The sequence below is a fragment of the Brevibacillus sp. DP1.3A genome, assembly GCF_013284245.2.
Lineage (GTDB): Bacteria > Bacillota > Bacilli > Brevibacillales > Brevibacillaceae > Brevibacillus.
This window is the reverse complement of record NZ_CP085876.1, coordinates 2,370,956-2,397,636: the sequence shown is the minus strand read 5'-3', so window position 1 is coordinate 2,397,636 and position 26,681 is coordinate 2,370,956. Positions and strand designations below refer to the sequence as shown.

Annotated in this window: 4 protein-coding genes; all 4 read right to left on the bottom strand. The window is 46.5% G+C overall.

What is annotated here, in order from left to right:
* Window positions 1-31: 31 nt before the first annotated feature.
* From asnB to HP399_RS10930, 4 genes are read right to left on the bottom strand one after another with little or no spacing between them, the layout of a single operon-like run.
* Entirely contained in the window at window positions 32-1,849 is a 1,818-nt protein-coding gene (asnB, locus tag HP399_RS10945; RefSeq protein WP_173617114.1) for an asparagine synthase (glutamine-hydrolyzing), read from the bottom strand.
* Between the two features lie 26 nt (window positions 1,850-1,875).
* Window positions 1,876-7,890, bottom strand: coding sequence for a non-ribosomal peptide synthetase (locus HP399_RS10940; RefSeq protein WP_173617113.1), 6,015 nt, complete (start codon window positions 7,888-7,890; stop codon window positions 1,876-1,878).
* A 54-nt stretch (window positions 7,891-7,944) separates the two neighbouring features.
* Window positions 7,945-15,312: a beta-ketoacyl synthase N-terminal-like domain-containing protein gene (locus HP399_RS10935; RefSeq protein WP_173617112.1), complete on the bottom strand. Its 7,368-nt coding sequence runs from the start codon at window positions 15,310-15,312 to the stop codon at window positions 7,945-7,947.
* An 18-nt stretch (window positions 15,313-15,330) separates the two neighbouring features.
* Window positions 15,331-26,679: an SDR family NAD(P)-dependent oxidoreductase gene (locus HP399_RS10930; protein ID WP_173617111.1), complete on the bottom strand. Its 11,349-nt coding sequence runs from the start codon at window positions 26,677-26,679 to the stop codon at window positions 15,331-15,333.
* Between the last annotated feature and the right edge of the window lie 2 nt (window positions 26,680-26,681).

The window sequence follows — 26,681 nt, the reverse complement described above, 5'->3', positions numbered from 1 at the left end:
CTGTCCTTTTTATCAGCAAATCTTAGGGCTTCTATCGAATGGAAACCTTGTATTCCTCTAACCACATATTTATTTGGACGAGGTATTCGATCAGCTTCGTTGATTGAGCTAGATTCATAGGTGCTTTTCCATCCAGTACAAATTGGATCACAGACTTATTAATCAATGGTAGTAGAGGCGAATTAGGGTTCGCTAAAATTTGTTTCATATGGTCCAAAATCGCATGGTAATACTCTGGATGATAGGTCATCGGATATGCGCTTTTGTTGCGGTACAATACTTCATGCGGCAAATATCCTTTGTATGCTCTGCGAAGCAAGCCTTTTTCGATTTGATCAATATTTTTTACTTTCCATGGAACATTCCATAAATATTCAACCAGACGGTAATCACAATAGGGAACACGTACTTCAAACCCCGTATACATGCTCATTCGATCCTTGCGATCCAATAGCAACGGAAGAAAACGTGTGATAAAGAGGTACGACATTTTGCGCTGTTGCGCTTCCAATGCTGTCTCCCCTTCCAAAGGATGTACCTCTGCAATCCCTTCTTCATACCGCCTGCGAAGATATTCTTGTGGGCGAATCCTTTCAATGGCTTCTTCATTTAAAAATGAACTCCACCCGTCATGCTCCATCCAAGGGAATTTGCCTGAATTCAAGAATTTCTCCTTCTGAAACCAAGGATACCCGTTAAACACTTCGTCTGCCGATTCACCTGATAGCGAGACGGTCGCTTTTTTCTTCATTTCCCGGCAGAACAAATAGAGCGAGGTATCCGTCTCCCCTAATCCCGGGAGATCACGCGCTCTCATTGGCATATGAAAATGAGTAATCAGATCTTGAGCGTTGAAGGTAATCTCTTGATGCCTCGTTTGTACATGCTCTGAGACTGATTTCGCCCATGGTGCATCCAAGCTAATGTGCAGCAACCCTTCTTCAAAATGCTGATCATTGTCAACAAAATCAACCGAATAGGTTTGCAACGTCTTCCCTTTTTTACTTAGCTCTTCAGCAGCTAAAGCCACCAAGCCACTAGAGTCCAAACCGCCAGACAGCATACTAACTAAAGGCAGGTCAGAGATTAACTGGCGTTGTACCGTGTCTTGTAACAGTGCGCGTATTCTTTCTGTCGTTGTATCCATATCATCGGTATGCACCTTGCTCTCAAGTTTCCAGTATGGCCTTGTCCTGATTTGATCCTTCGTGACTGTTACACAATGTCCAGCTCGAACCTCATTTACATTGCGGAAAATACCGAATCCAGGCGTTCTCGCCGGACCAAGTCCGATAATATCTGCTAACCCATCCGCTTCTACTTCAGGCTTCACTTTTGGATGGGCGAGCAAGGCTTTCAGTTCGGAGCCGAACAAGAACGAGCTCCCTCGTTGGCAATAAAATAATGGTTTTACACCTAAGTGGTCACGCGCTAAAAACAATCGATGATTTTTTTCGTCCCAAATGGCGAATGCAAAAATTCCATTGAGATAACGGACACATTCCTCTCTCCATTCCAAAAAAGCGTGCAGTAATACTTCCGTGTCAGAATTGGTTTGAAAGGAGTGTCCAAGCATCTCTAATTGGCGGCGCAGTTCCAAATAATTATAGATTTCGCCATTAAACGATAAGACGCACGTCTGATCTCCTTCTCGGTAGATCATTGGCTGCTTGCCGCCTTCTGGGTCGATCACGATCAGGCGCCGATGCGCAATCGCTGCCCGGGGAGACAACCAATATCCCTCTTCGTCTGGCCCGCGATGTTGGATCGCTTGAGCCATTTTGTGCAAAATAGCATGCTGGGATGACAAATCGTCATCCCAATCAAGCCATCCCACAATTCCACACATACTAACCTCTCCTCTTGTTCGCAAATTTAGTGTTGGGGATGATACTTTATAACTTGGACTAGCTCGCTTACCTTTTGCTCTGGGTTTGCTACCAATCCTTCTAAAAGATCATTCAAGTGCTGCAACATACTGCTAATCTCCTTATCGTTGAAGAAACGTCGATAATAGTTGATATGCAGGACTAGCACTTGTTCATAGAAAAGGATTTCCACTCGTAATGGATGCTCCGTCTGAGCGATGGAATCATAGATGGTAGCTCCGAGGACATCATTAAAACCTCTAAAGACAGAAGAGAAATCTGGGAGCTGTTCGCTTACCAGATAGCTGTCAAATAAAAGACGATCTCGTGGAATATCGCACCACTCGTATATATTTTTCAGTGGCGTGTATTCGTACTGACTCGTCTCTACTACCTTGGACTGCATGTTTTGGAGCCAAGACAAGAACCTCATGTTTTGCTCGATGCTCACGCGAATGGGCAGAATATTGAAGAAAAGCCCGACAGAATGCTCGACTTCCATCATCGCTATGCTGCGGCCGGAAAAGATCGTACCAAATACAACGTCTTCCTTGCCGCTGTAATGATGGAGCAGCAATGCCCAAGCCCCTTGTACCAATGTATATGGCGTCAGATGGTACTTTTTGGACAAGGATAACAACGCCGCGGAGACTTCTGGCGATACGATGAACCTTTCTTGAGAATAGGGAGACTCTTCGGCAGAAATATTATTCCTGCTCGTTTGCGCCCATTCAAGAGTGGAGCTGGTCATTCCATTCAGATTCTTCTTCCAAAACAGCTCGGCATCTGTTAAGTCCTGCTGTTTTTGTAGCGCAACATAATCCCGGTAAGGATATACAGGAACAATATCAATCGCCTTCCCTTGGGAAAACGCTTGATAATATTCGAATAGTCTCTTAACGATCAACGTATAGCTCCAGCCATCCTGCAACATCAGGTTGAAGACATAAATAAAGTAGTAGACATCCTCTCCTACTTGAAGCAGAGCAAGATGCGCATGTGGTGCTTGGCCCATCACAAATCCTTGTTGTCTCAGCTTTTGAATATAGGATTGCAATTGTTCATGTTGATTTTCTTCCGGAATGCCACGCCAATCTTCCTGTTTGATGTGGATATCCACTTTCTCATGCACGATCTGCATCGGTTCATCCAGCTCTTCCCAGATGAAGGAGGTTCGCAATGCAGGGAATTGTTGGATGAGATGCTGCCATGCCTGCTCAAAAGCAGATACGTGGAAAGGGCCTCCCTCTATGCGAAAAGCATGATGAACCACATTCAAACCAGGCTCTGGATGATGCTTGTATCGATAAAGCATATTCTCTTGCATAATCGTCAGCGGATATACATCCTCCATGTATGGATTGTCTACTTTTATGCTATCCAGCTGATGTTTCTCAAGAGTTGGTAACTCTACTACTGTTGTCGTTCGCTTCGCATTTTGGGTGGAAGCCTCACCTGCAACCTCTGCCAGTTCAGCTATGGTCTGGAATTGGAAAATTTGCTGTGGAGTTAATTCCAAACCGTGTTGTTTTGCTCTCGCAACCACTCGAATGGTATGAATGGAGTCGCCACCTAATCCGAAGAAGCTATTATGTATGCCAACCTTATCCAAGCCCAGTATTTCAGCCCAGACATCGGCAAGAATTTTTTCCGTCTCCGTCGTCGGTGGTACAAAATCTCCCTCCATCTCTGGCACTTCCATAAGCGGCGTAGGAAGCGCTTTGCGATCCAATTTTCCATTCATGTTCACTGGCATTTCCTTGATAAACTCAAAGATAGACGGAACCATGTAATCTGGCAGCTTATCCCGTAAATAACTGCGCAGCTCTGGAATGAACTGGCGAGCAACTCTGTCTGTCAAAGGATCGTTCGCATACGTTTCGATCGGCTGGTAGTTTTTCGCTGGACGGTGCCACGCGGTGACCACTGTGTTACGCTGTCTTTTTTCGAGTAAATGCTCAGGTCTGAGCACAGCTTCATAGTTGCCATCTTCTCTATCACCCATCCAAGCGATATCCACACTGTATCGAAGCTCAGCCCCCAACTTCCAAAGGTCTTCAGGGTCTATTCCAGTGCCTGGATGGTTCTGATCCGTTCTCAGTTCTTCCACCGTTTTGAGAACATCTCTGTCAGCAAGCAATGACTGGTATCGATTCGCCCTGTCCAACCGCAGATTAGGGATATTCGTAAGACCTAAGATTTGCGGTTTATACTTGGTCATGATTTGACGAAGTCCATCAATATTTTGGAATCGCTCCTCATGCCAATCCAGCCATGAAAAGTCCTCTATTGGCTGCACTTTTTTGCCGAGATGAAGAACCACATCATAACGATAGCGAGTTAATTCATTAGGATGACTTCCACGTTTCAACTTGATTTCTACATGGCTGATTTGATGCAGCTGCTCTTGAAGCGCATAGAAAAAGGCTGGGTCTATAACCAGCTCCTGCTCTTGTCTCATTCGCTTCTGCACGCGGCGCTGCAATTGATCGGTGGTCAACGTCGCTGGTGACTTTTCCATCTCCACCTCAGTAAGGAAGGTTTGCAGTAAAGAGAGATTACGAACATCACCGACAAAGATTGCTCCTTTGTCATTCATGGCGTTTATGGCCTTTTTCAGCACATCCAACAGGTAGCTCGCATCTGGGAAATACTGCACGACAGAGTTGAGCACGATCACATCGAACTTCTGTCCCTTTAGTCCACTAAAATCATCCGCATAGCTCTTACGCAGGGTGACATTGGATAAATCCTCTCTTTGGTTGATCAGATTCGCAGTAATATAATCCAACGCCATCGACGAAAAATCCGTTCCCCAATATTGTTCACAATGAGGCGCAATTCGGGATAACAACAGCCCTGTACCGCACCCGATTTCGAGTACCTTTTTCGGTTGCAAGGCAAGGATACGATCAACCGTCGAATTGACCCATTCACGCATTTCTTCCGCTAAAAGAGGCTGACCCGTATAACTGCTGTTCCAGCTGGTAATGTTGAAATCGGCCTCATATTTATTTTCATCATCATAGGCTTTATCAAAGACATCCTGCCATTCTGATACCTGTTCCGCAGGAAGTGCTTCTTCTACTGTTGCCTTTTTCAATTTTTCCTTGGACTGTGAATCTGGCACGATATAAGATACCAACTGCTTATGCCCTGGTCTCTGCTCGGATTCATGAACGATCACAGCCGCTTTTTGTACATGTGGATGTTCATCTAATACAGCTTCAATCTCACCCAACTCGATACGGAACCCTCTTAATTTGACCATAAAATCAATTCGGCCCAGATACTCGATTGTTCCATCCGACATGTAACGTGCCAAGTCACCTGTTTTATAAAGGCGTGCTCCCTCTTTATTGCTGAATGGATCAGGGATGAATTTTTCTTCTGTCAGCTCAGGTCGGTTATAGTATCCGCGAGCCAGTTGCACACCACCGATGTGTAGCTCTCCAGCAACACCGACGGGAACAGGATTCAAGTGCTCGTCTAACAGATAGATTTGGGTGTTCGCCACAGGACGTCCAATCGGCACGGATCTAAGCTTGCTTCCTTTTTGACATACCCAGTACGTGACATCAATCGCCGCTTCTGTAGGACCATAAAGGTTGTGCAATTCCGCATCGAGACACTCGAAAAAGCGCTCCTGCGTTGAATAAGATAAGGCTTCCCCACTGCAAATGACTCGTCGCAGCGTTTCGCAGCCGCTAATTTCCGTCTCCTCCAGGAATACTTGAAGCATCGAAGGAACAAAGTGCATGGTGGTGATTTTCTCTTTTTTGATCAGACGGGCCAGATATGTTGTATCTTTGTGACCTTCTGGACGAGCTACTACCATGCAGGCGCCCGTCATTAACGGCCAGAAAAATTCCCATACTGACACATCAAAGCTGAAAGGCGTCTTTTGCATTACCCGATCGGTTTCATTCAGCTGATATTGTTCCTGCATCCATAAAAGTCTGTTGACGATACCGCGATGAGCATTCATCGCACCTTTTGGCTTACCAGTAGAACCTGAGGTGTAAATCATGTACGCCAAATTGTCGCTGTTGACTCCGCTTGCAGGCGCCACATGGCTCTCCATGCTGATTGTCTCCCAATCTGAATCGAGGCAAATTAGTTGTCCATCGTATTCAGGGAGCGTGTTCTTCAGCCCTTCCGCAGTCAAGAGGAAAGAAGGATTCGCATCCGTGATCATAAAGGCAACCCGATCTTGCGGATAGCTTGGATCTAGGGGAACGTAGGCGCCGCCTGCTTTGAGGATACCTAACAGCCCAATGACCATCTCAAAGGAGCGCTCCATATAAATGCCCACAAGCGTTTCCGCTCTTACGCCCTGTTTTCGGAGATAGTTAGCCAGTTGATTCGCCCGTTGATCCAATTCCTTGTAAGTGAGTTGCGCCTCTTCAAAAATAACGGCTGGCGCATCTGGTGTTTTGGCAGCCTGCGCTTCGATCATTTCATGAAGGCACCTATCTTGCTGTGGGTAGTACGTCTTCGTATCGTTCCATTCAACCAACAGCTTTTGCTCTTCAGCAGCGGTCAAAATCGGCAAATCTGAAATCGGCTTGTTCGGATTCGCAACAATGCTTGCCAGCACGATTGTAAAGCTTTCTAACAGGCGACTGATTGTCGATTCATTAAAAATATCGGAGTTGAACTCAACGTCTAGGTCAAGGATATCCCCTTTTTCTACAACCTGAATCCAGAGGTCAAACTTGGATGTGTTGTTACGGAACTCTTCAAATTTGACCAAGGAAAAGCCTAATGCAGACATGTCCGATTTTTTCGGCATAGGAAAGTTCTGCAACACAAAGCAGACTTCAAACAGTGGATTTTGACTCATATTACGCTCAGGCTGCAATTCATCCACTAGTCGTTCAAACGGTACATCTTGATGCCTGTATGCGCTGTTCGCCGTTTCTCTCACACGTGACAACAGCTCTCTAAAGCTACGATTGCCGGAAACATCTGTTTTGAGGACCAACGTATTTACAAAAAAGCCGACCAGATTCTCCATTTCCACGCGGTTGCGGTTCGCTACGGGCACTCCCACCCGGATATCATTTTGCCCGCTGTAACGGTGCAACAATATCTTTAACGCGGTGATCATGACCATATACAGCGTGGCATTTTCTTGCTCGCACAGCGCTTTTATGGCATGTGAAAGGGAAGAGGGAATTTGTAGTTTTAGGCTCCCTCCTTGAAACGTTTGGATAGGCGGTCTTGTACGGTCTACTGGCAGCTCTAACACGCTACTATCTTTTCCAAGGGTTTCTCTCCAGTAAGAAAGCTGTTTCTCCAGCACTTCTCCTTGAAGCCACTCCCGCTGCCAGCTTGAAAAATCAGCATACTGGATCGGAAGCTCAGGCAATGGGGAAGGCTTACCCGCGAGATAGGCCTGATAAAGCAGAACCATTTCTCTGAAGAAAACCCCGACTGACCATCCGTCAATGATGATATGGTGAACGTTCAAAAGTAGAATATTCAAATCCTCGCCAAGTTTGAATAAAGTAACACGCAACAAGGGTCCCTTAGTTAGATCGAAAACATACATGCTTTCCTCTTTAGCGAGTCGGCGAAACTCTTCCTCCCTCTCACCCTCGGGATGTCCTGTAAGATCGACGATGGGAAAAGGAATTTGCAAGGCAGGAGCAATTAGCTGATACGGCTCTCCATTTGCGACTTGAAAGGTGGTTCGCAGGGCTTCATGGCGCTTCACTATCTCATTAACGCACCGCTCCATGATGTTTGTGTGAAGCTCACCCGATAGATGGAAGGCAGCCACCACATTATAAGCAGGACTGTTTGGTACCAACTGGTCTAAAAACCATAGTCTCTGCTGGGCAAAAGAGAGGGGCACGAAGCCCTCTCTTGAACGCCGCGGAATCCCAGTCTTTTTCGTCTCCAGTTTTGAGCCTTTCAGCTTCTCCAGCAATGCCAGTTTCTTCTCGGAAAGCTTCGATTTGCTCTCGGCAAGTATCTCATCTCTTGATTTAGCTGATTCCTTATCATTGAACATCGGATTGCTCCTTCCCACATGTTGATTCTGCTGCCTTACTTCTAGGTGAATTCATCAGCTTAATAGCTCCAAAATCGCCTCTTCTGGAAGTTCATCAATAACAGCAATCAGTTCCTCTTCAATCAGCTCCGCCATTCCTGCAACGGTTGGCGCCGAAAAGAGATTGTCTAAATTCAAATCAACCGGAAAGCTATTCTTCAATCTGGAAATAATCTGAGTGGCCATGATTGAATCGCCGCCCAGGTCTTGGAAGTTTTTGTGGATGTTAACCTTTTTCACCCCAAGTACCTCTTCCCAAGCAGCAGCAATTTTTCTCACTAGTTCGTTACGTGGTGTATCGTCATCATCAGCATGTATAACATCATGATGGGTAACGGAGCTTTGGATTTCTGTCTCCCTCACATCAGCTTCTTCCGCCTGATCAGGGGTTACCTCAGTTGAGTTGGCTATGTCTGCTACTCTCTGTTCATGTTTTTCTGCTGTCAGTTCGGAGGTCGCGGCCGCTTCTTGATGGGGACGGTTGCCTACGACAACTTTGGGTAAACGGTATCGTTCCTCGGCAAAAGGATAGCTTGGCAGACCTGATAGACGGCTCACCATTCCTTTTGGATAGAGAGCTCCCCACTCTATTTCGTTACCATGAACCCATAGCTCCGCCAGCTTTTTGATCTTCTTGTTCAGAGCGAGATTGCGGATAAAATCCCTTCCCTCTTCGGTATCGCCGATCTTGATTCCGCCCGTTTTGTTTATTTCTCCGATAAAGAGATCAGCCGTTTTCGCCCCATTACTTTGTATGAATTGCTCTAACTGCGCAATCAGCTGTTCCTTACTGTCGACCACGATTGCTACTCGATGAGACATCGATTCCCTTGCAATCTGATAGGTATAAAGGAAATCTGCCAGTTTCACATCATGATGATTCTCTACAAATGCCTTTGTTTTCTTGGCATAGGCCATCAATTGTTCACGTGATTCAGCTGACAGCACGAAGACTCCCGTTGCTATCTCTTGACCCTTAACAGGAGCAGCGGATCTGGCCTTGCTTCTATCAAACTCTTCGATCACCAGATGAGCATTGGTGCCGCTGAAGCCAAAAGAGCTGACCGCAGCCAAGCGAGAGCCTTTGGAATTGGTCTGCCAATCTTGCAGCTTGGTATTCACATAAACAGGGCTGTTTTCAAAATCAATGTGTTCATTCTCTTTGACAAAATGGATCGAAGGGGCCATCTTCTTGTTTTTCATGCTGAGTAAAACCTTGATGACACTCAACACCCCAGCCGCTGCTGTGGTATGCCCGATATTGGCTTTCAAAGAACCAATTGCGCAGAATCGTTTCTTCGGCGTGAATTGGCGGAAAGATTCACTCAGTGCATGAATCTCAACAGGGTCCCCTAATTTGGTCGCGGTTCCGTGTGCCTCGATATATTGAATGTCTTCCACATCAATCTGTTTTTTCGCGTAAATAGATTTTTGCAGGTCGCTTTGCGCTTGGAAGCTAGGCACGGTAATGCCCAATGTCCGTCCATCCTGATTGGTTCCACTGCCACGGATTACACCATAGATGCTGTCGTTATCCCGTAATGCATCTTGCAATCTTTTTAAAATCACAACACCAACACCATCCCCAACGACAATGCCATTGGCTCCATTGTCAAACGGGCGGCACTCCCCTGTAGGAGATAGCATCCTTGCGTTACTCATCGAGATAAACGGAGCAGGATGGGAATAAATCGTAATACCTCCTGCGATAGCAAGATCGACCTCTTCCGTCTTCAGCTTTTGGCTAGCAATATCGATTGCAACCAAAGAGGATGAGCAAGCTGTGTTCACAGCCAAAGCTGGTCCTTTTAGGTCAAGGAAATAAGCAATGCGCGAGGCGAGTATACTCGTATCCGATCCGAGCATGCCAAAATGAGAGAAATCTTGTTCTACCGTCATTCCCGCCATTGCACCAATGACGGTTCCAACCGGTTGTCCTCGCAGCATGGACGGGGTATAACCTGCGTCCTCTAGCGCTTTGTAGCTCTCTTGTAAAAGGATGCGTTGCGTGACATCCATCGATTGGGCTTCAGTAGGAGAAATTTTAAAAAACGCTGGATCAAAATATTCAATTTCCTCCATCGCCCCATATTTAATCGGAATATCGCCGAGTGCATTTTCTTTGAAAAAGGCGCGCCAGTCTGGATTGGTCACTTCTCTGATACAATCTTTGCCCTGACTGACGAGCTCCCAGAACTCATCTTGCCCCTTTGCACCTGCTGTGCGGCAGGAAATCCCAATGATCACAATATCATCAGAAGCTGCTTTAGTCGGCTCGTAGGCAATATTCCGCGTCGAGACTCTCTCCGTATAAGCAGGCTTCTCTTCAAGATTTCCGTGATTTTGGTTAAACGATTCTGTTTGAGCTGGCTGGCGCTCTGGTAGATGAGTCGCTATGTAGCTCGCCAATGCTTCTAGCGTATTATGTTCAAACACTACACTTGTCGGTAGTTTTAGATAAAACTTGCTATTGATGGCTTCGGATAATTGAACGGCATTGAGCGAGCCGATTCCTAATTCCTTTAGGGATTCTACATCTTCCAGATCTTCTTGTCTCAAGCCTAAAACGGTCGAAAAGACCTCGATCAGACTCGCTTTGATTTCTGTCCGATCTGGAATGGACTGATCTGTCGACAAATTGCGTTTTCGTCCAGAATATTCAGATGCTATTAGTTGATTTTGAGCATCCGACACGAATGGTTTACTTGCATGGAGCTGGCTAGGCTCGTCTTGCTGCAAATGGCTAGCAATATAGCTTGCCAAAGAATCTAACGTATTATGTTCAAACACAACGCTGGTCGGTAGCTTCAGATTAAATTTGCTGTTAATCATTTCGGATAAGGCAACGGCGTTAAGAGAGCCAATTCCTATATCCTTCAAGGTTTCTACTTCTTCCAGTTCTTCTGGTTGAAGACCTAAAACGGCGGCAAAAGCCTCGACCAACGATTCTTTGATTGTTTCCCTATTCCAATGAAAGCTGTGGTCATGCTGATTTGGATGAGGAAGAGTTCTCATTTGCTGTTTCGGATAAGGAATATAGCCGCTGTTTACCATTTCCGCTAATGCTTCTGGATACGGTCTTTTCTTCGATATTTTACTGGCATTCCATTCACAACGCTTCGTGTACGCAAGATGCGGAGCCTTTTTCAGCTTAAACAAGCAATAGCTGATCCACCCTCTTTCAAGAGAGATGGATTGATTCACCGTGTTGATATACAAATCTTGAACAGCTTTAGGCAAATGCTTGATGTACTGATCCACGTCAGGATCATGCAAGGCGTTAGCAATCTGCGGCGATACGTCAATGATTTCATCGATCACTAACTGATGCTCCGCTAAAAGCTCACTCCATTCTTGCACCGTGGGAATGCTGACTTCTACGTTCTGGTCTACGATCGGTCCTCGCGTATTGGCTATGTAATCGATCAACAGAACGGTTCCCTCTTCGTTCAGAGAAGAGGAGATATTTTGAAATAGTCCATGTTTATTACGAATATGGAAGCTCACTTCAATCCCGACGATAATGTCATAGAGAGCGGGAAAGGCATCCTTGGAGCTGTCTTTATTAAAAATTTTCGCTCGTGCCCCCAGATTTTTCTGCGCGATTCGTTGATTGCCAAGTTCCGCTTGCGCCTTGGTAATTGTAAATCCATGGGTTTCCATATGCGGATAGAGCTCTGCTATTTGAATCACATCTGTCCCGTGACCGCATCCAAAGTCCAATACTTTTTGCACTCGCGAAAAATTTTCTTTGCAAAAAAGTACCTGGCGCATCTCTACTTGCTTCTCTCTTACCATTTCTCTTTCCAACGGATATTTTTCCGGGTTCAAAATGACACGGCTCATTGAAAAGCCTGGAATCTTCCTTTCAAATGGACATACAGTCAAGTAATCCTCTGAAAACTCCGCTTCGCTGCTATTGGCGCTATATGTGTAAATCTCAACGGCCTTGTTTTCGAATTCTGGATGAGCGGATGTCATGCTCGTCTCCCTCCTAGAGCGATTCGTTTGATTGCGTTCTATCCAGCACGTTCTCCTCTTAAATGGATAGGTTGGGAGCTTAGCTACTCGGGATAACTCCTTCCCTTTATGCAGCTTCTGCCACAGGATGGGATTGCCTAGAACCCACAATTTTGCCAGTTCTCCTACATCTTTTGATTCGATGGCCCGCGTAACCCGGTCTGACATCAATTCTTTGTTTTCCTTGAGATCGCCAAAAAAGCAATGTTCCGTCTCTTCTTGATGTTCTAACCAGCGTTCCAGTTGCTGGTAAAGCTCTGTTTGACTTTTGGTGATGACAGCCAAACGGCAAGGCATTTCTTCTCTTCCGATTTGAAGGGTATAGGCTGTATTCGCTATTTCGATATGCTGGTTCCTATGCAAATAACCAATCCAGCGGTGAATGTATTCTTGCAATCTCTCTTTATTCTTAGCCGAAAAGACAAACAACTCAGGTTCTGAATCGTTTACTCTCCTTGATGATGGATTGTGGTTGTATTCCTCAACGATAAGATGGGCATTCACTCCACCGCCGCCAAAGCTGGTAATGCCTGCTCGCCGGGGGACTGTCTGCCCATCTACTGTGACCTGCTTCCATTCCGATACCTCTCGCTGCAATTGGAATGGGAGTTGATCAAAATGAATATTCGGATTCAATTCGTCAGGAATCAGGGTTGGAACCAGCGTCTGATGCTGTAATGACAAAATTACTTTCATCAGCTGCGACATGCCGGAAGCCGATTCACAATGCCCGATATTCGGTTTGACCGAACCGAGTCGATAATCCCCTTCTGCTCCTTGACGGTTGTGAAAAGCTTTCGTCACCGCTGTCATCTCGACGGCATCGACTATGTCTGACCCATAGGCAGAAGCTTCCAGATAACTAATGGATCGAGGGTCCAGTCCGCTTTCTCCCAACGCCTCTTCCATCACATCTGCAATGGGGATGGGGCTTGGTGTCATGTAGCTATTGGCTTTACCCTTATGGTTGACGGCGGTTCCTCGTATCACGGCATAGATATGGTCCCGATCATGTACAGCCTGATCGTAATCCTTGAGAACAACCACACCCACTCCCTCGCCAGGCACAAAACCTATACCCCCGTTCCCAAAGGCAGCACTGTCAGAAGTATGGGAGATGAGCTGGCCCACTGTCAGACCGAAGTACGTAAGCGGATGTGTGTACAGATTCACCCCACCAGCAATCGCCATGCTTCCCTTCCCGTTTCGGATGTATTCACATGCTTCATGAATCGCTACTAAAGCTGAGGAACACATCGTATCAATCGGCATACTCGGTCCCTGTAAGTTTAAATAGTAGGAAGCCCGATTAACCATCGATGAATACGAGGTTGTCGGAAAGTGATGGGTAGTTTCCGTGCTATACAGATGAAATCCTTGTTTCGTAATGCCACCAAAAACCCCTGTTCGCTTTCGTAGCTCCGTAGACATCTTCGATGAGGCATATCCTGCATCTTCTAACGCCTTCCAACACTCTTCTAAATAGAGGCGCTCTTGAGGGTCTATATTTTCTGCTTCTCGCGGAGTCATCTGAAAGAATAACGGATCAAACTGATCAAATTCCTCTAAGAAGGCACCCCATTTGCTATAACTTTTTCCTTGGGAAATGGCTTCCTCCCGATTTGGATGATAATACGCTGTCCAATCCCAACGCTTTTCTGGGATTTCTGAAATAGACTTTTTCGCATGCAGTAAATTCTCCCAAAATTCGTCCAAGTTGTTAGCTTGAGCAAAACGCCCACTCATTCCAATAATCGCTATTTTACCGGAGGACGTAGGCTTGGACGCCGTCATTTCCGAATGAGCAGATGACGCAAATGCTCTCATTTTTCCTCGGTTACGTTTCCCTTCGGTTTTCGGCAATGGGGCAAACTCAACATGATCTTCCGTTCGATTTAACTCCTGCTCCTGCTTGTGATCATCCAATCCTGTGAGCGAAATCAGCGCTTCTCTTTGTGTCTCTAGTAAATGCTCGACTAAGTCAGCTACTGTCTGATATTCAAAAAACAAAGTACCGCTGATAGTTTCACCGAATATTTTCCGAAATTGATTGATCAGTTGTACAGAAAAAATGGAATCCATACCGTAGGCCTCTAAAGGCTCGGAAGCATCCATTCGGTTACTCGGCATCTTCAGTGTTTCAGCGATTCGCTGTTTGATGTATTCCGTACTTTTTTCGCGCAGGACATCCTCGATTGCCCTTTCTTTAGGAGCGGAAGGTATATTCACTCTCTTTGCTTTTGGCTGTTCAGCATGTATGTTTGGCTTCGGTTTAGGCTGTTGTCTTTGCTGTTGGCGGATCACGCCGTCGCTTTCGGTAACAATAATCTGCTGCCCCATCACATGCGCCTCTTCTGATGGGAAAAAGACCGACTGAAATCCTTCTTCCTCCAATACTCTCTGCCAGGTTGACGAAGATAACCCAGGGCAGCCCGAAAGGCGCAGCTCTGGGTCTTCATACAGCCACCATCCCTCCAGCAACCCAAAGGTAAGATGGAGGAAGATGGTGTTTTTACTCATTTCATTTAGCAGAAGCAAGCCGTTCTTCTTTAGAACGGCTTTCGCGTTACGCACGGTTTGGCGAATATTTTTGGTGGCGTGCAGGACATTTGCTGCAATGACAATATCATACCTGCCCAGATCCATTCCTTGTCCCGTCACTGACTCTTCTACGTTAAAAATCTGATAGGTCAAATAAGGATTGCTTGGGCCGTACTCTTTTTCTGCATGCATGAAAAAGGCTTTGGAGAGATCTGTGTAGCAATATTCCTGGATATGCTCTTCATACGCCTTTAGTTTTTGGAAAACGACAGCACTCGTTCCTCCCGTACCTGCACCAATCTCGAGAATGCGAATTCGGGCCGCAGAATCTTGGTTCAGCTGTTCCTCCACAAAAGCAACCACTGTATCAGCAAGCACTTCATTGAAGTAGTCGGAAACGGTGTTATTTTTGTATACCTTCTCTACTAATTCCATCGACGAATTGGGAAAGATGACCTCTGTGGCCCGCACTTTTCCAGTGAGAATTTGTGGTAAAGCACGCAAGGTTGCCTCCACTAGCTTAACTTGCGCATTCGTATCCGAATTTTTTAGCCAGACTTCTTTTTCTTGCTCCCATTCTTGCCAGACAGCCGTACTGGAAATGGGAGCAGTATCGATCACGGTAGATGTTGCGCTATCGTAAACGAGATAATCATTCCGGGCCAAAACAGAAGCCGTTTCTTCGAGCCACATGTCGTATAAGTCAAGCAGACCGCTTTTTCTTTTGAGATCGCTAAGCTCTTGATTCTTTTCCGTAAAGCAGCCAAGCGACTGCATTTGACCCCACAATAATTTTAAGAGAAGCTCGTCCATTTTGTTCATTCTAGGCACTCCTTCGGCTTACACGTATAGAACCGGTTTGTCCTGTTCTCTTTCCGATTGAGATTTCAGGGTGGTATTGACTAGAAATTCAGTGATGTGCTTAAGCGTTGGATAGTCCATCATCACAGCTGGTGTCAGTTCAAGCTTGTACTTCTGATTGATTTTGGTAGAAAACTCGGTGAGCTTGACTGGATCGAATCCGTACTCCTTCAGTTCAATATCCGAATCTATTTCTTCGCTCTCTACCTTCAGGATTAGAGAGGCGAGTTGAATGATCGTTGCTTGTACGTCATCAAACAAGCTGTGCCTGTCCGTATCCATTTCTGATGCAAAATAGGCTGCTCTCGGCATCTCTTTTACTTTTAACTTGTTTTTAATGCTTGCCATGCTGGAGGAAATTTTGTTTGAAACGACTGCAACAGATTCGCTTGTATTGATTCCCTCCATATCGAGTGGCTTGGTCGTTTTCATCAGCGCCACTTGATTCATCGGACCAGATAACAAGGCTTCCAATGCCTCCATCCCTTCTGAAGGTTCAATCGAGCCAATGCCGATTTGTTCCATGCGTTCCATATAGCCCTTGGACGCAACGATTCCAACACTGCCCCAGTATCCCCAGTTCATTACTTTCACCGCACACGTCCATTCCTCGGCAAGCTGATGGGCGAAAGCATCTTTGAAGGCGCAGCCTGAAGCATAATTGCTTTGTCCTGGCGATTTCGTAAACGAGTTAATCGAGGAGAAAAATAGGACGAAATCCAACGGCTCCTCGCCAAATACTTGGCTCATCCGCACGCTTACCTCTACTTTTGGTACCAGTCCAGCGCGGAAGGTTGTCTCGTCCATATTCGCCAGACTTCTATCAAGGAGAACAATAGCGGAATGAATTACCCCGTTAATTTTGGCATATTGCTTCTTGATCTCTTCGTAAGCAGATTGCAGCGACTCGCGATCCGTAGCATCGGCATCGATGTAGAGCGGTGCGGGTCCTAGGGCAGCAAGTTGATTTATTTTGTTCTGAATCGACTCATCTTTCTTGCGACGACCGATCCAAATGATCTGTGCTTGATAGGTGCGGATCATGTATTCGCTCCACGCTTGTCCAATACCGCCCGCGCCTCCAATTACAACATAGACTCCATGCTGTCTGTAGACGGTTTGACTGATGAAAGGACTCTGCACAGGCATCAGCTGCTGGCGATACCACGCGTGTCCACGATATGCCCAAGCGTTTCCATGAGCATCGGCGGGTAAAGCAAAAATATCACGTAGCGGCCAATCGGTATGCGCTCCCAAATCGACGAGTCTTACCTTCCAGTTCGGATATTCCTTCGCCATCGATCCGATCAACCCGTGGATGCTGGCATGCGTTGGATGAACCGTATCTTTTTTGTAGATAGCCAGCGCCTGAACAGTAATGATCGTCCAGCCCAAGTCTCTCGTCTGATACCCCAACGCAAGCAAAGCCTTGATCAAGCGGAAAACTTGAATAACGCCCCGCTCCTGATCGTTCATCAAGGACTCCTCTTTTACGGATTCCACAGAGCTATCAGGAGCAACCCACATGATATGATCGATTACCCCCTGCTCTTCCAGCTTATTTGAGATAACCTCAATAGAGTCATCTGACTGAAGCGGTAAAACAGTAGCTTGAGGGTAATGACGTTGTAGGAGACTTCCGTCCTTTTCTTCGGCGCAAACGATGACTACTTGATCACTTGTTGCTGGAATGACTTCCCCTTTTTCGACAGACACGGCGTTCCATACTGGAGTGAGCATCGTGGTTCCCATCAGCGGTGGAGCGGAAGTCACTGTTTCCTGAGTCTCTCTCAACGTCGCAACCCGTTTTTCGCTCCCAATTGATAGGCCTCTCATCCTCACGCCTATTCTGCCTGCCTCATCGCATAAATCAATGTCTATTGTCGCAGTCTCATTCTCCGCTTGGACATCATCACTGAATCGAATGAGAGCAAACATCAAAACAGGATGATTCTCGAAGATCTCCAGCTCTTCAAGGGTAAAAGTACCATCTGATTGGATGGAGCTGATACTGTCAGATGATGTAACCTCCGTGATGAGATGACGAGATGACTGCAACAGGGACTCTAGCAGGCTAGGATGAAGAACGAATTGTCCTGCTGTCTCCGTCACAATTGAGGGCAAGGAGAGTTTTACCAGTACTTGTCCTCGTGTCCTGTATACGTGGTCAATCCCTTGCAAATTCGGTTGATCAGCCATTCCACGTTCTTTTAACTGCTCGTAGCATTGTCGGGCAGTAAGCATCTCGCTGCTCTCGGCTTGCAAGGCAGTTAGATTCAAAGTTGGTGCTTCAACGAGCGAAGTAAATTCGACCATACCTTGGCTATGTACCACAGACTTGGTATCATCTTCTTTCGATTCGCTGTAGATTTCATAAGCAAGCTCTCCAGTATCCTCTGGATAGATCCCCAGATGTACCTGAACCAAATCATCGCCCACCAATAGCGGCTCTTCTGTAGCAACCTGAGTCATTCGGATTCCAGATAAAGTCCCCGCTCTATCTCCTGCTGCCTGTTTCACTGCCGCCCGTGCCATTTCCAGATAAGCAGTGAGTGGAAAGAGGCATTGCCCGTTTCCAAGATGATCTGCCAAGAACGGCTCCTGCCCTGTAAAACTGGAACTGTATCTCAGTTCATAGAGGTCAGAAGTGTTTTTATGAAGCAATGGATGGAGGATATCCCCGCTAGCCGAAAATGCTTCGGGCATACCTGTTGCTATTGGCTTTTGAACGTTTATCCAGTAACGCTCTCTAGCAAAAGGATAGGTAGGCAAACTGACGCGGCGCGGCTTATCTTCGCTATATAGTTTATTCCAGTCAAGAGAGACGCCCTTGACCCAAAGGTTCATCAGTTTTGCGTATTTCCCCTTGGCAATCCATGTCTCCACTGTTTGCTTCATATCTTCATCAGCAAAAAGAGCTACCGTGTCATGGTTGCGTTTCACTCGCCCACGATACAGCTCGGCAATGTACTCTGCGCCTTCTGCAAAATGCGTTAGTTTTTCCTCCAGCTCATCAACTGATCTGACGATAACAGCCAAGCGTTCTTCCAGCGATTCCCGCCCTACTTGAAGCGTAAAAGCGATATCAGCCAAATGGGCATCGGTGAATGATTCTTCTTTGATCACCTTCAATAATTGATTCACTTGAACGAACAGTCTCTCTTCGTTCTTCGCGGAGAGCACGATCATTTTTGGTTGCTGTGGCTGGATGCTACTCTGAGGCTGTCTATCTTTTTCGGGATACTCTTCGATGACGATATGGACATTAGCTCCTCCTGCCCCGAAAGATGATAGCCCGGCGATTCTCGGATACTCCTTGGTTACTCCGTTGATTTCGATGGTTGGTCGTTTCCACTCAGCCAGCTTTTGCTGAACTGCAAATGGTGTATCGCTGAAATCAATGTTTGGATTCATGACCTCAGCGTGCAGAGATGGTGCGATTTGACCATACTTCATCTGAAGCAATATTTTAGTCAAGCCTGCAATTCCTGCCGCGCTCTCCGTATGTCCAATGTTCGACTTGGCCGAGCCGATCGAGCAAAATTGCTTGTCTTTCGTGTATTGTCCGAATGCGCGAGTCAGTCCCGCAATCTCGATTGGATCGCCCAAAGCGGTACCTGTACCGTGCGCTTCGATATAGCTGACGGCACGAGCATCCACTCCTGCTCGCTGCAATGCCTCGTGGATTACCTGCGACTGCGCGATGGGGTTTGGAACCGTATATCCATTTGTTTTGCCCCCTGAATTGAGCATGCTTCCCTTGATCACGCCGTATATGTGGTCTCCGTCGGCAATCGCCTTTTGCAGAGGCTTCAATACGATAGCTCCCACACCTTCTCCATCTACAAAGCCGTCCGCTTGGTCGCCAAACGACTTGCAGCTGTCACCAGCAGATAGCATAGTCGCTCCAGACAGTCGAATATAGTGAAACGGATCGACAATTAAATTGACACCGCCAGCGATGGCACATTCACTTGTACCGCTGTACAGGCTTTCCAAGGCTAAATGGATCGCCGTCAAAGAAGAGGAGCACGCCGTATCCACTGCTAGACTCGGTCCTTGGAAATTGAACAAGTAGGTAAGTCGATTCGCAATCGACCAGTAGCTCGTTCCTGCTGGGTAATTTCCATTCATGACACCAACAAACACACCAATTTTTCTACTTTCTCCTAATGTGGCAGGTGTGTAGCCCGCATCTTCTAAACTGGCGTATGCCGTTTGTAAAAATAAGCGCTCCTGAGGGTCCATCTGCTCTGCTTCGTTAGGCGAAATTTGGAAAAATAGCGGGTCGAATTTATCAATATCTTCGATGAAACCGCCCCATTTGGTGTACATGTATCCTCTTTTTCCTTTTTCTTCGCTGAAAAATTCTTGCCAATTCCAACGATCCTCCGGTACTTCCGTGATGCAATTCTTCCCTTCTTTCAGGCGAGTCCAAAACTCCCAGACATCCTCCGCTTGCGGATAACGACCTGAAAGACCAATGATCGCCACATCCTGTCTGGACGGCGCTGTTGGTTTTTCCGATTTTGTATCAAGAACTTGCAGGAAACGGCGAGACTTTGCCTTTCGAAATGTCGAGCCAGCTTGCTCTCTGGTTGGCTTTGCAGAAGCTGCTGCGTTGGTTATTTGCTTTTGAACAGGCCGCTGGTCATCTATTCCGACTAATGCAAGCAATTCATCCGTTTGTGTTGTCATGAAATGCTCGACCAGCGCATCAATCGTTTGATATTCAAAAAAGAGGGTCGTGCTGATCTGATGCAATTTTTTCCGTAAGACATTCGTCATCTGCACAATCATAATCGAATCAATGCCATACTCCTCCAGAGCGGCAGAAGAGTCGATCTGGTCAAATGGAATTTTCAGTGTTTCTCCGACCAATTGTTTGAAATAGGCGATGCTTTTCTCCCGAAGCATTTCCTCTGTGCTCGTTCCTCTGTCTGCATGTGAAGAAATGGGTAGAGTGGAAGCTGAGGTCCCCATTGATTTCTGCTGTTGTTTGGACTTGCGGACCACGCCGTCACTTTCAGCAATCATCAACTGTGGATAGGAGACAACTCGGTAGCCCTCATCTCTCAATACTTTCTGCCAAGCTTCCAGAGGTAGTGAAAGACCTTCTGCGAGGTCTTTAGGTACGTTTTGATCGGTCATCTCTTTTACTAGAAGCAGACCATTCCTTTTTAAGAGATTCTTGCAGTTACGCATGGTTTGGCGAATTTGTTGAGCTGTGTGCAGTTTATCAGCTGTGATAATCAGGTCGTATTCACTAGCATTCATTCCTTGTTCACTTAATGCCGCTTCTGGATCAATAACTTGGAAGCTCATAAAAGATTGATAGGCATGTAATTTTTGTGAAATCAAGGAACTGGTAGATTCTGTACCTGACCCGAGTTCGAGAATCCGCATTCGCGCTGATGGATCCTGCTTCAATCTCTCCTTGATAAAGGCAGCCACAACATCAGCAAGCCCTTCATTTTCATGGGCAGACAGCTGTAGCATGGATGGATAAAGTGCAGAGTGAACACCCACCCATTCCTCTACCTTCATCCCTTCAATGACAATAGGCTTCGTGGTCTTCATTAAAGCAACTTGATCCATAGCTCCTGCGAGAAGTGTCTCTATGGCTTGCATGGCTTCTGGAGGCTGAATAAGACCAATGCCGATTTGCTCTAAACGACGATAGGTCTCTACCATCTCTTGATGAGACTCTTCCACTTGCCCACTGCTCCAATAGCCCCAATTGATCAGTTTCACCGCACATGGCCATGCTTGGGTCAATTGATGAGCATAGGCATCCTTAAAGGTACATCCAGCCGCGTAGTTGCTTTGCTTCGGAGCTTTTGTAACTGCCATGAGCGAAGAGAAGAATAATACGAAATCCAAAGGCTCCTTCTCAAACACCAAAGCGATGTTCACACTCACGTCAACCTTAGACGAAAGCACTGCTCGGAAACCTTCCTCTTGCATGTTTTCCAAGCTTTCCTCAACCAGGACCATGGCAGAATGAACAACTCCGTCAATCCGTGTATACGTTTGCTTTATCTGTTCATAAGCTTCTTGCAAAGCATTCTGCTGCGTTGCATCCGCTGCTATATAGGCTGGTGCTGGTCCAAAAGTGGCAAGCCTATCCATCTTCGCTTGAATCTCTTCATTTTTTTGACGACGACCAATCCATATGATCTGGGCTTGATAGGTACGAATCATATATTCGGTCCATGCTTCACCGATGCCACCAGCACCGCCAATCACCAAATAAATGCCACCCTGCTTCATACGTGTATGATCGATCGGGGGATGATCGACGGTAAGCAACTGCTGGCGATACCATTCACCCTGACGATAAACCCACGGACGCCCCTGACGATCTCTTGGCAGTCTCACCATATCATCTAATGGCCATTCAGATTCGGCCTCTACATCCATAAGTCGAATCTTCCAGTTTGGATATTCCTTTGCCATCGAACCAATTAATCCATGAATACTGGCGTGGCAAGGATTCACAACATCTGTATGGCAAATGGGCTGGGATTGAACCGTGATGACGCTCCACCCCAACTCCTTACTTCCGTATCCCAAGCAAAGCAAGGCTTTAATCGTTCGGAAGCATAGAATCACTCCCTGATCCTGCCCCGCGATTAATCGATGATCCGCCAAGGAATCTATCGCATCAAAAGGAGCGATCCACACCAGATGATCAATGGAACCAAGCTCTTCCAGTCGGTGTACGATTTCCTCAATCGTATTCTCAGCCTGAATGGACGACACTTTTGCTCGAGGAAAGTATTGTTGAATGGAGCGTGCATTCTCTTCATTTCCCCCCACAATGACTACCTGCTCATCAGCAGTAGGGAAAAGCTGTCCTTTCTCAACTGGAGTCACATCCCACACAGCGGACAGCATGAGATTCCCCACAGGAGGCTCCAGTGAGATTACGGAAGAAGCTAGGCTCGAAGAAACATGGTTTGCCTGCTTCCCATCCTCGAGCACTCGCATGGAATATCCCTTTATTCGTACACAAACAGTTCCTTGGTCATCGCATAAATCAATATCCAGCTTCTGCACCTTGTCATCTGCGCTGCTGTTGGCACTGTAGCGAACATACGCCCACATCGAGGACGTGCACTTGTCGTAAATGTCGATCTCCTCCATGGCAAAAGGCAAGGAGGGCTTGCGATTCGAATGGCCATCCGCTGATGGGGTATCCTCCGCAACCATCATGAGCCCGATAGATGCCTGCAAGGCAGAATCCATTAGGCTTGGATGCAGTACAAAAGGATTCTCCATTTCGGAGATGGAGGCTGGCAAGGACAGCTTGGCTAATACTTTGCCCTCCCCTACATACAACGAGTCAATTCCTTGATGTGCCGACCCATAATCCATTCCTATTGAATGAAAAATGCTGTAGCATTGTTCAGATGAAAACTCACGGTGACCGCACTCCGCTTGTAAGGATGGCAGATTCAAGGCATGTTTCTCAGCAACAGAATGAAGCATGACGCTGCCCTGACTGTGTAAGACGGGTTCTGTATCCATAGCCTCCAACTCGCTATAGATTTCAAAAGTAATCTCACCATTCTCTTCGGGAACAAGACCGATATGTATCTGTGCAGGCTGGTCCCCCACGACAATTGGCCGTGTCCAAACCACGTTTTTGAGTTGAATCTGGGCTGGTTCTTCTGTCAAGGCAGCCGTTGCTTGCTCTGCTGCTGCTCTCGCCATTTCCAGATAGGCAACTCCCGGCAAGATTCTCTGCTTCTTCACGACATGGTCCGTTAGGAAAAACTCCTGACCTGTAAAGGTGGAACTAAACCTCTGTTCAGAAAAATCAGAAGTATTCCTTTGCAACAGTGGATGAATCGCAGCTTCACTCGTGAATGTGAATGGCGCTGCTGTCTTGCCGCTTACAGATTTACTTTTGCTTTCCGGAATCCAATAACGATTCTTCGCAAATGGGTATGTGGGCAAAGGAACACGTCTAGGTTTGTTATTCAGATAAAGCTGTTCCCAATCCATTTCATAGCCTGTCACCCATAATTCAGCTATTTTTCTGATGCTGCCTTCTGCAACCCAGCTTTGGATAAGCTGTTGAGAGTCGTGGTTATCGCTTAATAATCCGAATGAATCGTTGTTAGGCTTCGAGCTCCCTTCCCAACAAGTATCGATCGTATTCTCGCCTTTCGAATAAGCTTCCAATTTTCCCATCAGCTCAGGTATATCCTTGACGACAAAGGCTACTCGTTCTTTCATCCCTTCTCGTCCAACTTGCAAGGTATACGCCACATTTTCCAGATCGAGTTGCGTTTCTAAATCAGCAAAAGACTGAACTTCTCCCTCAATATCCTCTCGATGGTTATCCATGAGAGAAGCGATGACGGAAGCAATAGAGCTGCTTTGATCGAACTCCTTGATATCTAGCTGAATATGCAGCTCCTCTTGCAGTTTTTGCTTTAACTGTGTGATTTGAACGAGGTCTACTCCGTATTCATGCCACTCTTGTTCGATCTCAATGCTGTTCTCTCCCACATGAATAATACTGGATAAAATCTTGCGTAGCTTCTTCTCCAGCATTTCTTGAAGCTGATTGTCAGATGATGCCCCTTTTAGAAACTCCGCTACTTTTTGCGCATAGGCTTGCAATCTTTCCTTATTCTTGGCAGATAGCGGAATTATCACTGGGTGATTTTTATGGCCAATTGCTTGCGCTTTCGGCTTTGTTTCGGCTGGGGTGTATTCTTCCAAAATAACATGGGCATTGGACCCCGAAGCTCCAAACGAACTTACCCCCGCTCGTCTCGGAACGGTGACTTCTTGACCGTTTTCCATGCTCACCGTTTTCCATTCTTCTGTCCGTTGCTGTACATAAAAAGGAGATTGCGCAAAATCAATAAACGGATTCACTTCCTTGGCATGTAAGGAAGCAACGAGCGTTTTATGGTGGAGCTGAAGAACAGCTTTTTGCAGACCGCTGATACCCGCGGCAGATTCTGCATGCCCGATATTTGATTTCACCGAGCCAATGGAACAAAACTGCTGATCCTCTGTAAATCGACGAAACGCTTTCACCAATCCTTGAATTTCAATCGGATCGCCTAAAGAAGTCCCGGTCCCGTGTGCTTCTACATAACGAATCGTTCTCGCGTCCACACCGCTCTTTTCTAGGCATGCTGTAATCACCTCAGCTTGAGCAACAGGGCTTGGTACGGAAGGCCCGCTCACCGATCCGACGTGGTTCACACTGCTTCCTTTTACCACGGCATAAATATGATCTCCATCCTCAATCGCTTTGCGCAATGGCTTTAACACGACGGTACCGACGCCTTCGCCAGAAACATACCCGTCGCCATCCTTACCAAAGGTATGACAATAGCCATCACTAGCGTGCATATCCATCATGCCATATGACAAATATTTGCCAGGATGTAAGGATAAATTGACGCCACCCGCCAATGCTACCTCACATTCTCCTCGCTTGATGCTCTCCAGCGCCAAATGAACAGCCGTCAGAGAGGATGAGCATACGGTGTCAATCGCCATGCTTGGACCATGAAAATTGCAGAAATAAGAAACGCGATTGGCAATCGGTGCATAGTTCAAGGATAACGGGAACATTTCTCCCCGAGACATCGCTTCTGCTCCGATGAGGGCATAATCCTTGTGCATCACGCCAACAAAGACACCAACCTGCCGTCTGTTACTGCTCCCCCGAGCCGGAACAATCGTCTTCGGCGTATAACCCGCATCTTCCATCGCTTCCCAGCATGTTTCCAAAAACAAACGCTCTTGGGGGTCCATCGTTTCTGCTTCCCGCGGCGATATTCGGAAAAAGGGAGAATCAAAGCAATCAGGGTCTTCAATAAACCCTCCCCATTTGGACATCTGCTTTCCTGAAGGGGATTTGAGTTCCCCAAACTGCTGCCAATCCCAGCGAGATTTCGGGACTTCTTTGATGCAGTCTTTGCCCTCTTTTAAATTCATCCAGAATTCTTGGAGATTTCTGGCCTCTGGATAACGCCCTGCCATCCCGATGATCGCAATTTCTTCATTGGCATTCGCTGCATGACTCTCAGAGATTGCTGATGAATCTACGACCCTGGCAGGTTGCGGCAACTCTTGTTTACCTTCCTGTTTCATCAAATCAAGCCCGCTGAATACGGAAGCATGATTCTCGGCAAGATAGGCGGCCAACTCAGCGATATTCGTATACTCAAACAATAAAGTAGGAGACAGCGGTGTTCCTACTTTCGCTTCGACAGCCTTCACCACTTCCAATAAGCCCGGTGAATTCAGCCCCATTTCATAGTAACCAATCTGCGTATCAATCAATGCGGCTGGAACTTGTAATCGATCTGCCAGCAGTTGTTGTAAAAAAGTTTGTGCTTTACTCACGAGGGCAGATTGCGATTCATTCGCCTCATGAACAGATCCTTTCGACAGAGATACTGTTTGCTTCGATGGTTGAATCTCCTCTCGAAGCTGAGGTACTTCTTTTTTATTGGGATTGATCAGACCAGGATCACGAACTAGCTTGCCCGCAAAATTTTGCAAATGTGCTATTTTTCTACCTGATCTATCAAAGAACTCCATCGTCATATACATCAGTTCATTTTTTCGCTGGATAGATGACGTTTGTACTCTGGCAAAGCAATGTTGCTGTAAAAGAGCGGAGGCCCGAAAAGATTCATAAAAAAGCGGTAAAAATAGCCGCTGTTCTTCTTGGACTACCGAGGTGAACATTACCATCGAGCCGATCGCGGACCCATCGATCAATGTCGGGTGAAACATGAACCCTTCCGCACTGGGAAGGGCATGTTTACCGAGTGAAATATCGATTACCGCCGCTGAATCTGTTTCGTAAATCGTTCCTTCTGCCTTCATAAAACCTGTATGCACCAATTCCTGGCGGCGGCATTGTTCATACACATCATGCAGATTGACCTTTTTGTTTGCCGCTTGCTCTATCATGAGAAGATCCAGCGTTTCATCGAACTGCATAGCGGCACTATGATGCATTTCAGCAGTGACATACAGCTTTTTCTCCGAGTCTAAAATGCCGTTGCGCTGTGTCTGACCCTCCATCCGAATCTGCCACTGTCCTGCTTTGCCTTGCGTGCACTGAATGCTCAGCATGACATCATAGTCTTGTCCCACCATGATCGGATGATAGATCGTTAGATTACGCAGCTCAAGCTCGCTGTAATCATGACCATTTTCGCGAAACATTTGATACAACAGATCAATATGGGCTAATCCGGGCAACAGTTCCTGACCGTGCGCTTTATGATTTTTGAGGATTGGATGGTTGATCGTTATGAGAAACTGATCATGCACTT

What these genes read in the sequence shown, in the direction of transcription:
- asnB (WP_173617114.1), bottom strand. Translation starts at nt 1,849, where the DNA reads ATGTGTGGAATTGTGGGATGGCTTGATTGGGATGACGATTTGTCATCC.
- HP399_RS10940 (WP_173617113.1), bottom strand. Translation starts at nt 7,890, where the DNA reads ATGTTCAATGATAAGGAATCAGCTAAATCAAGAGATGAGATACTTGCC.
- HP399_RS10935 (WP_173617112.1), bottom strand. Translation starts at nt 15,312, where the DNA reads ATGAACAAAATGGACGAGCTTCTCTTAAAATTATTGTGGGGTCAAATG.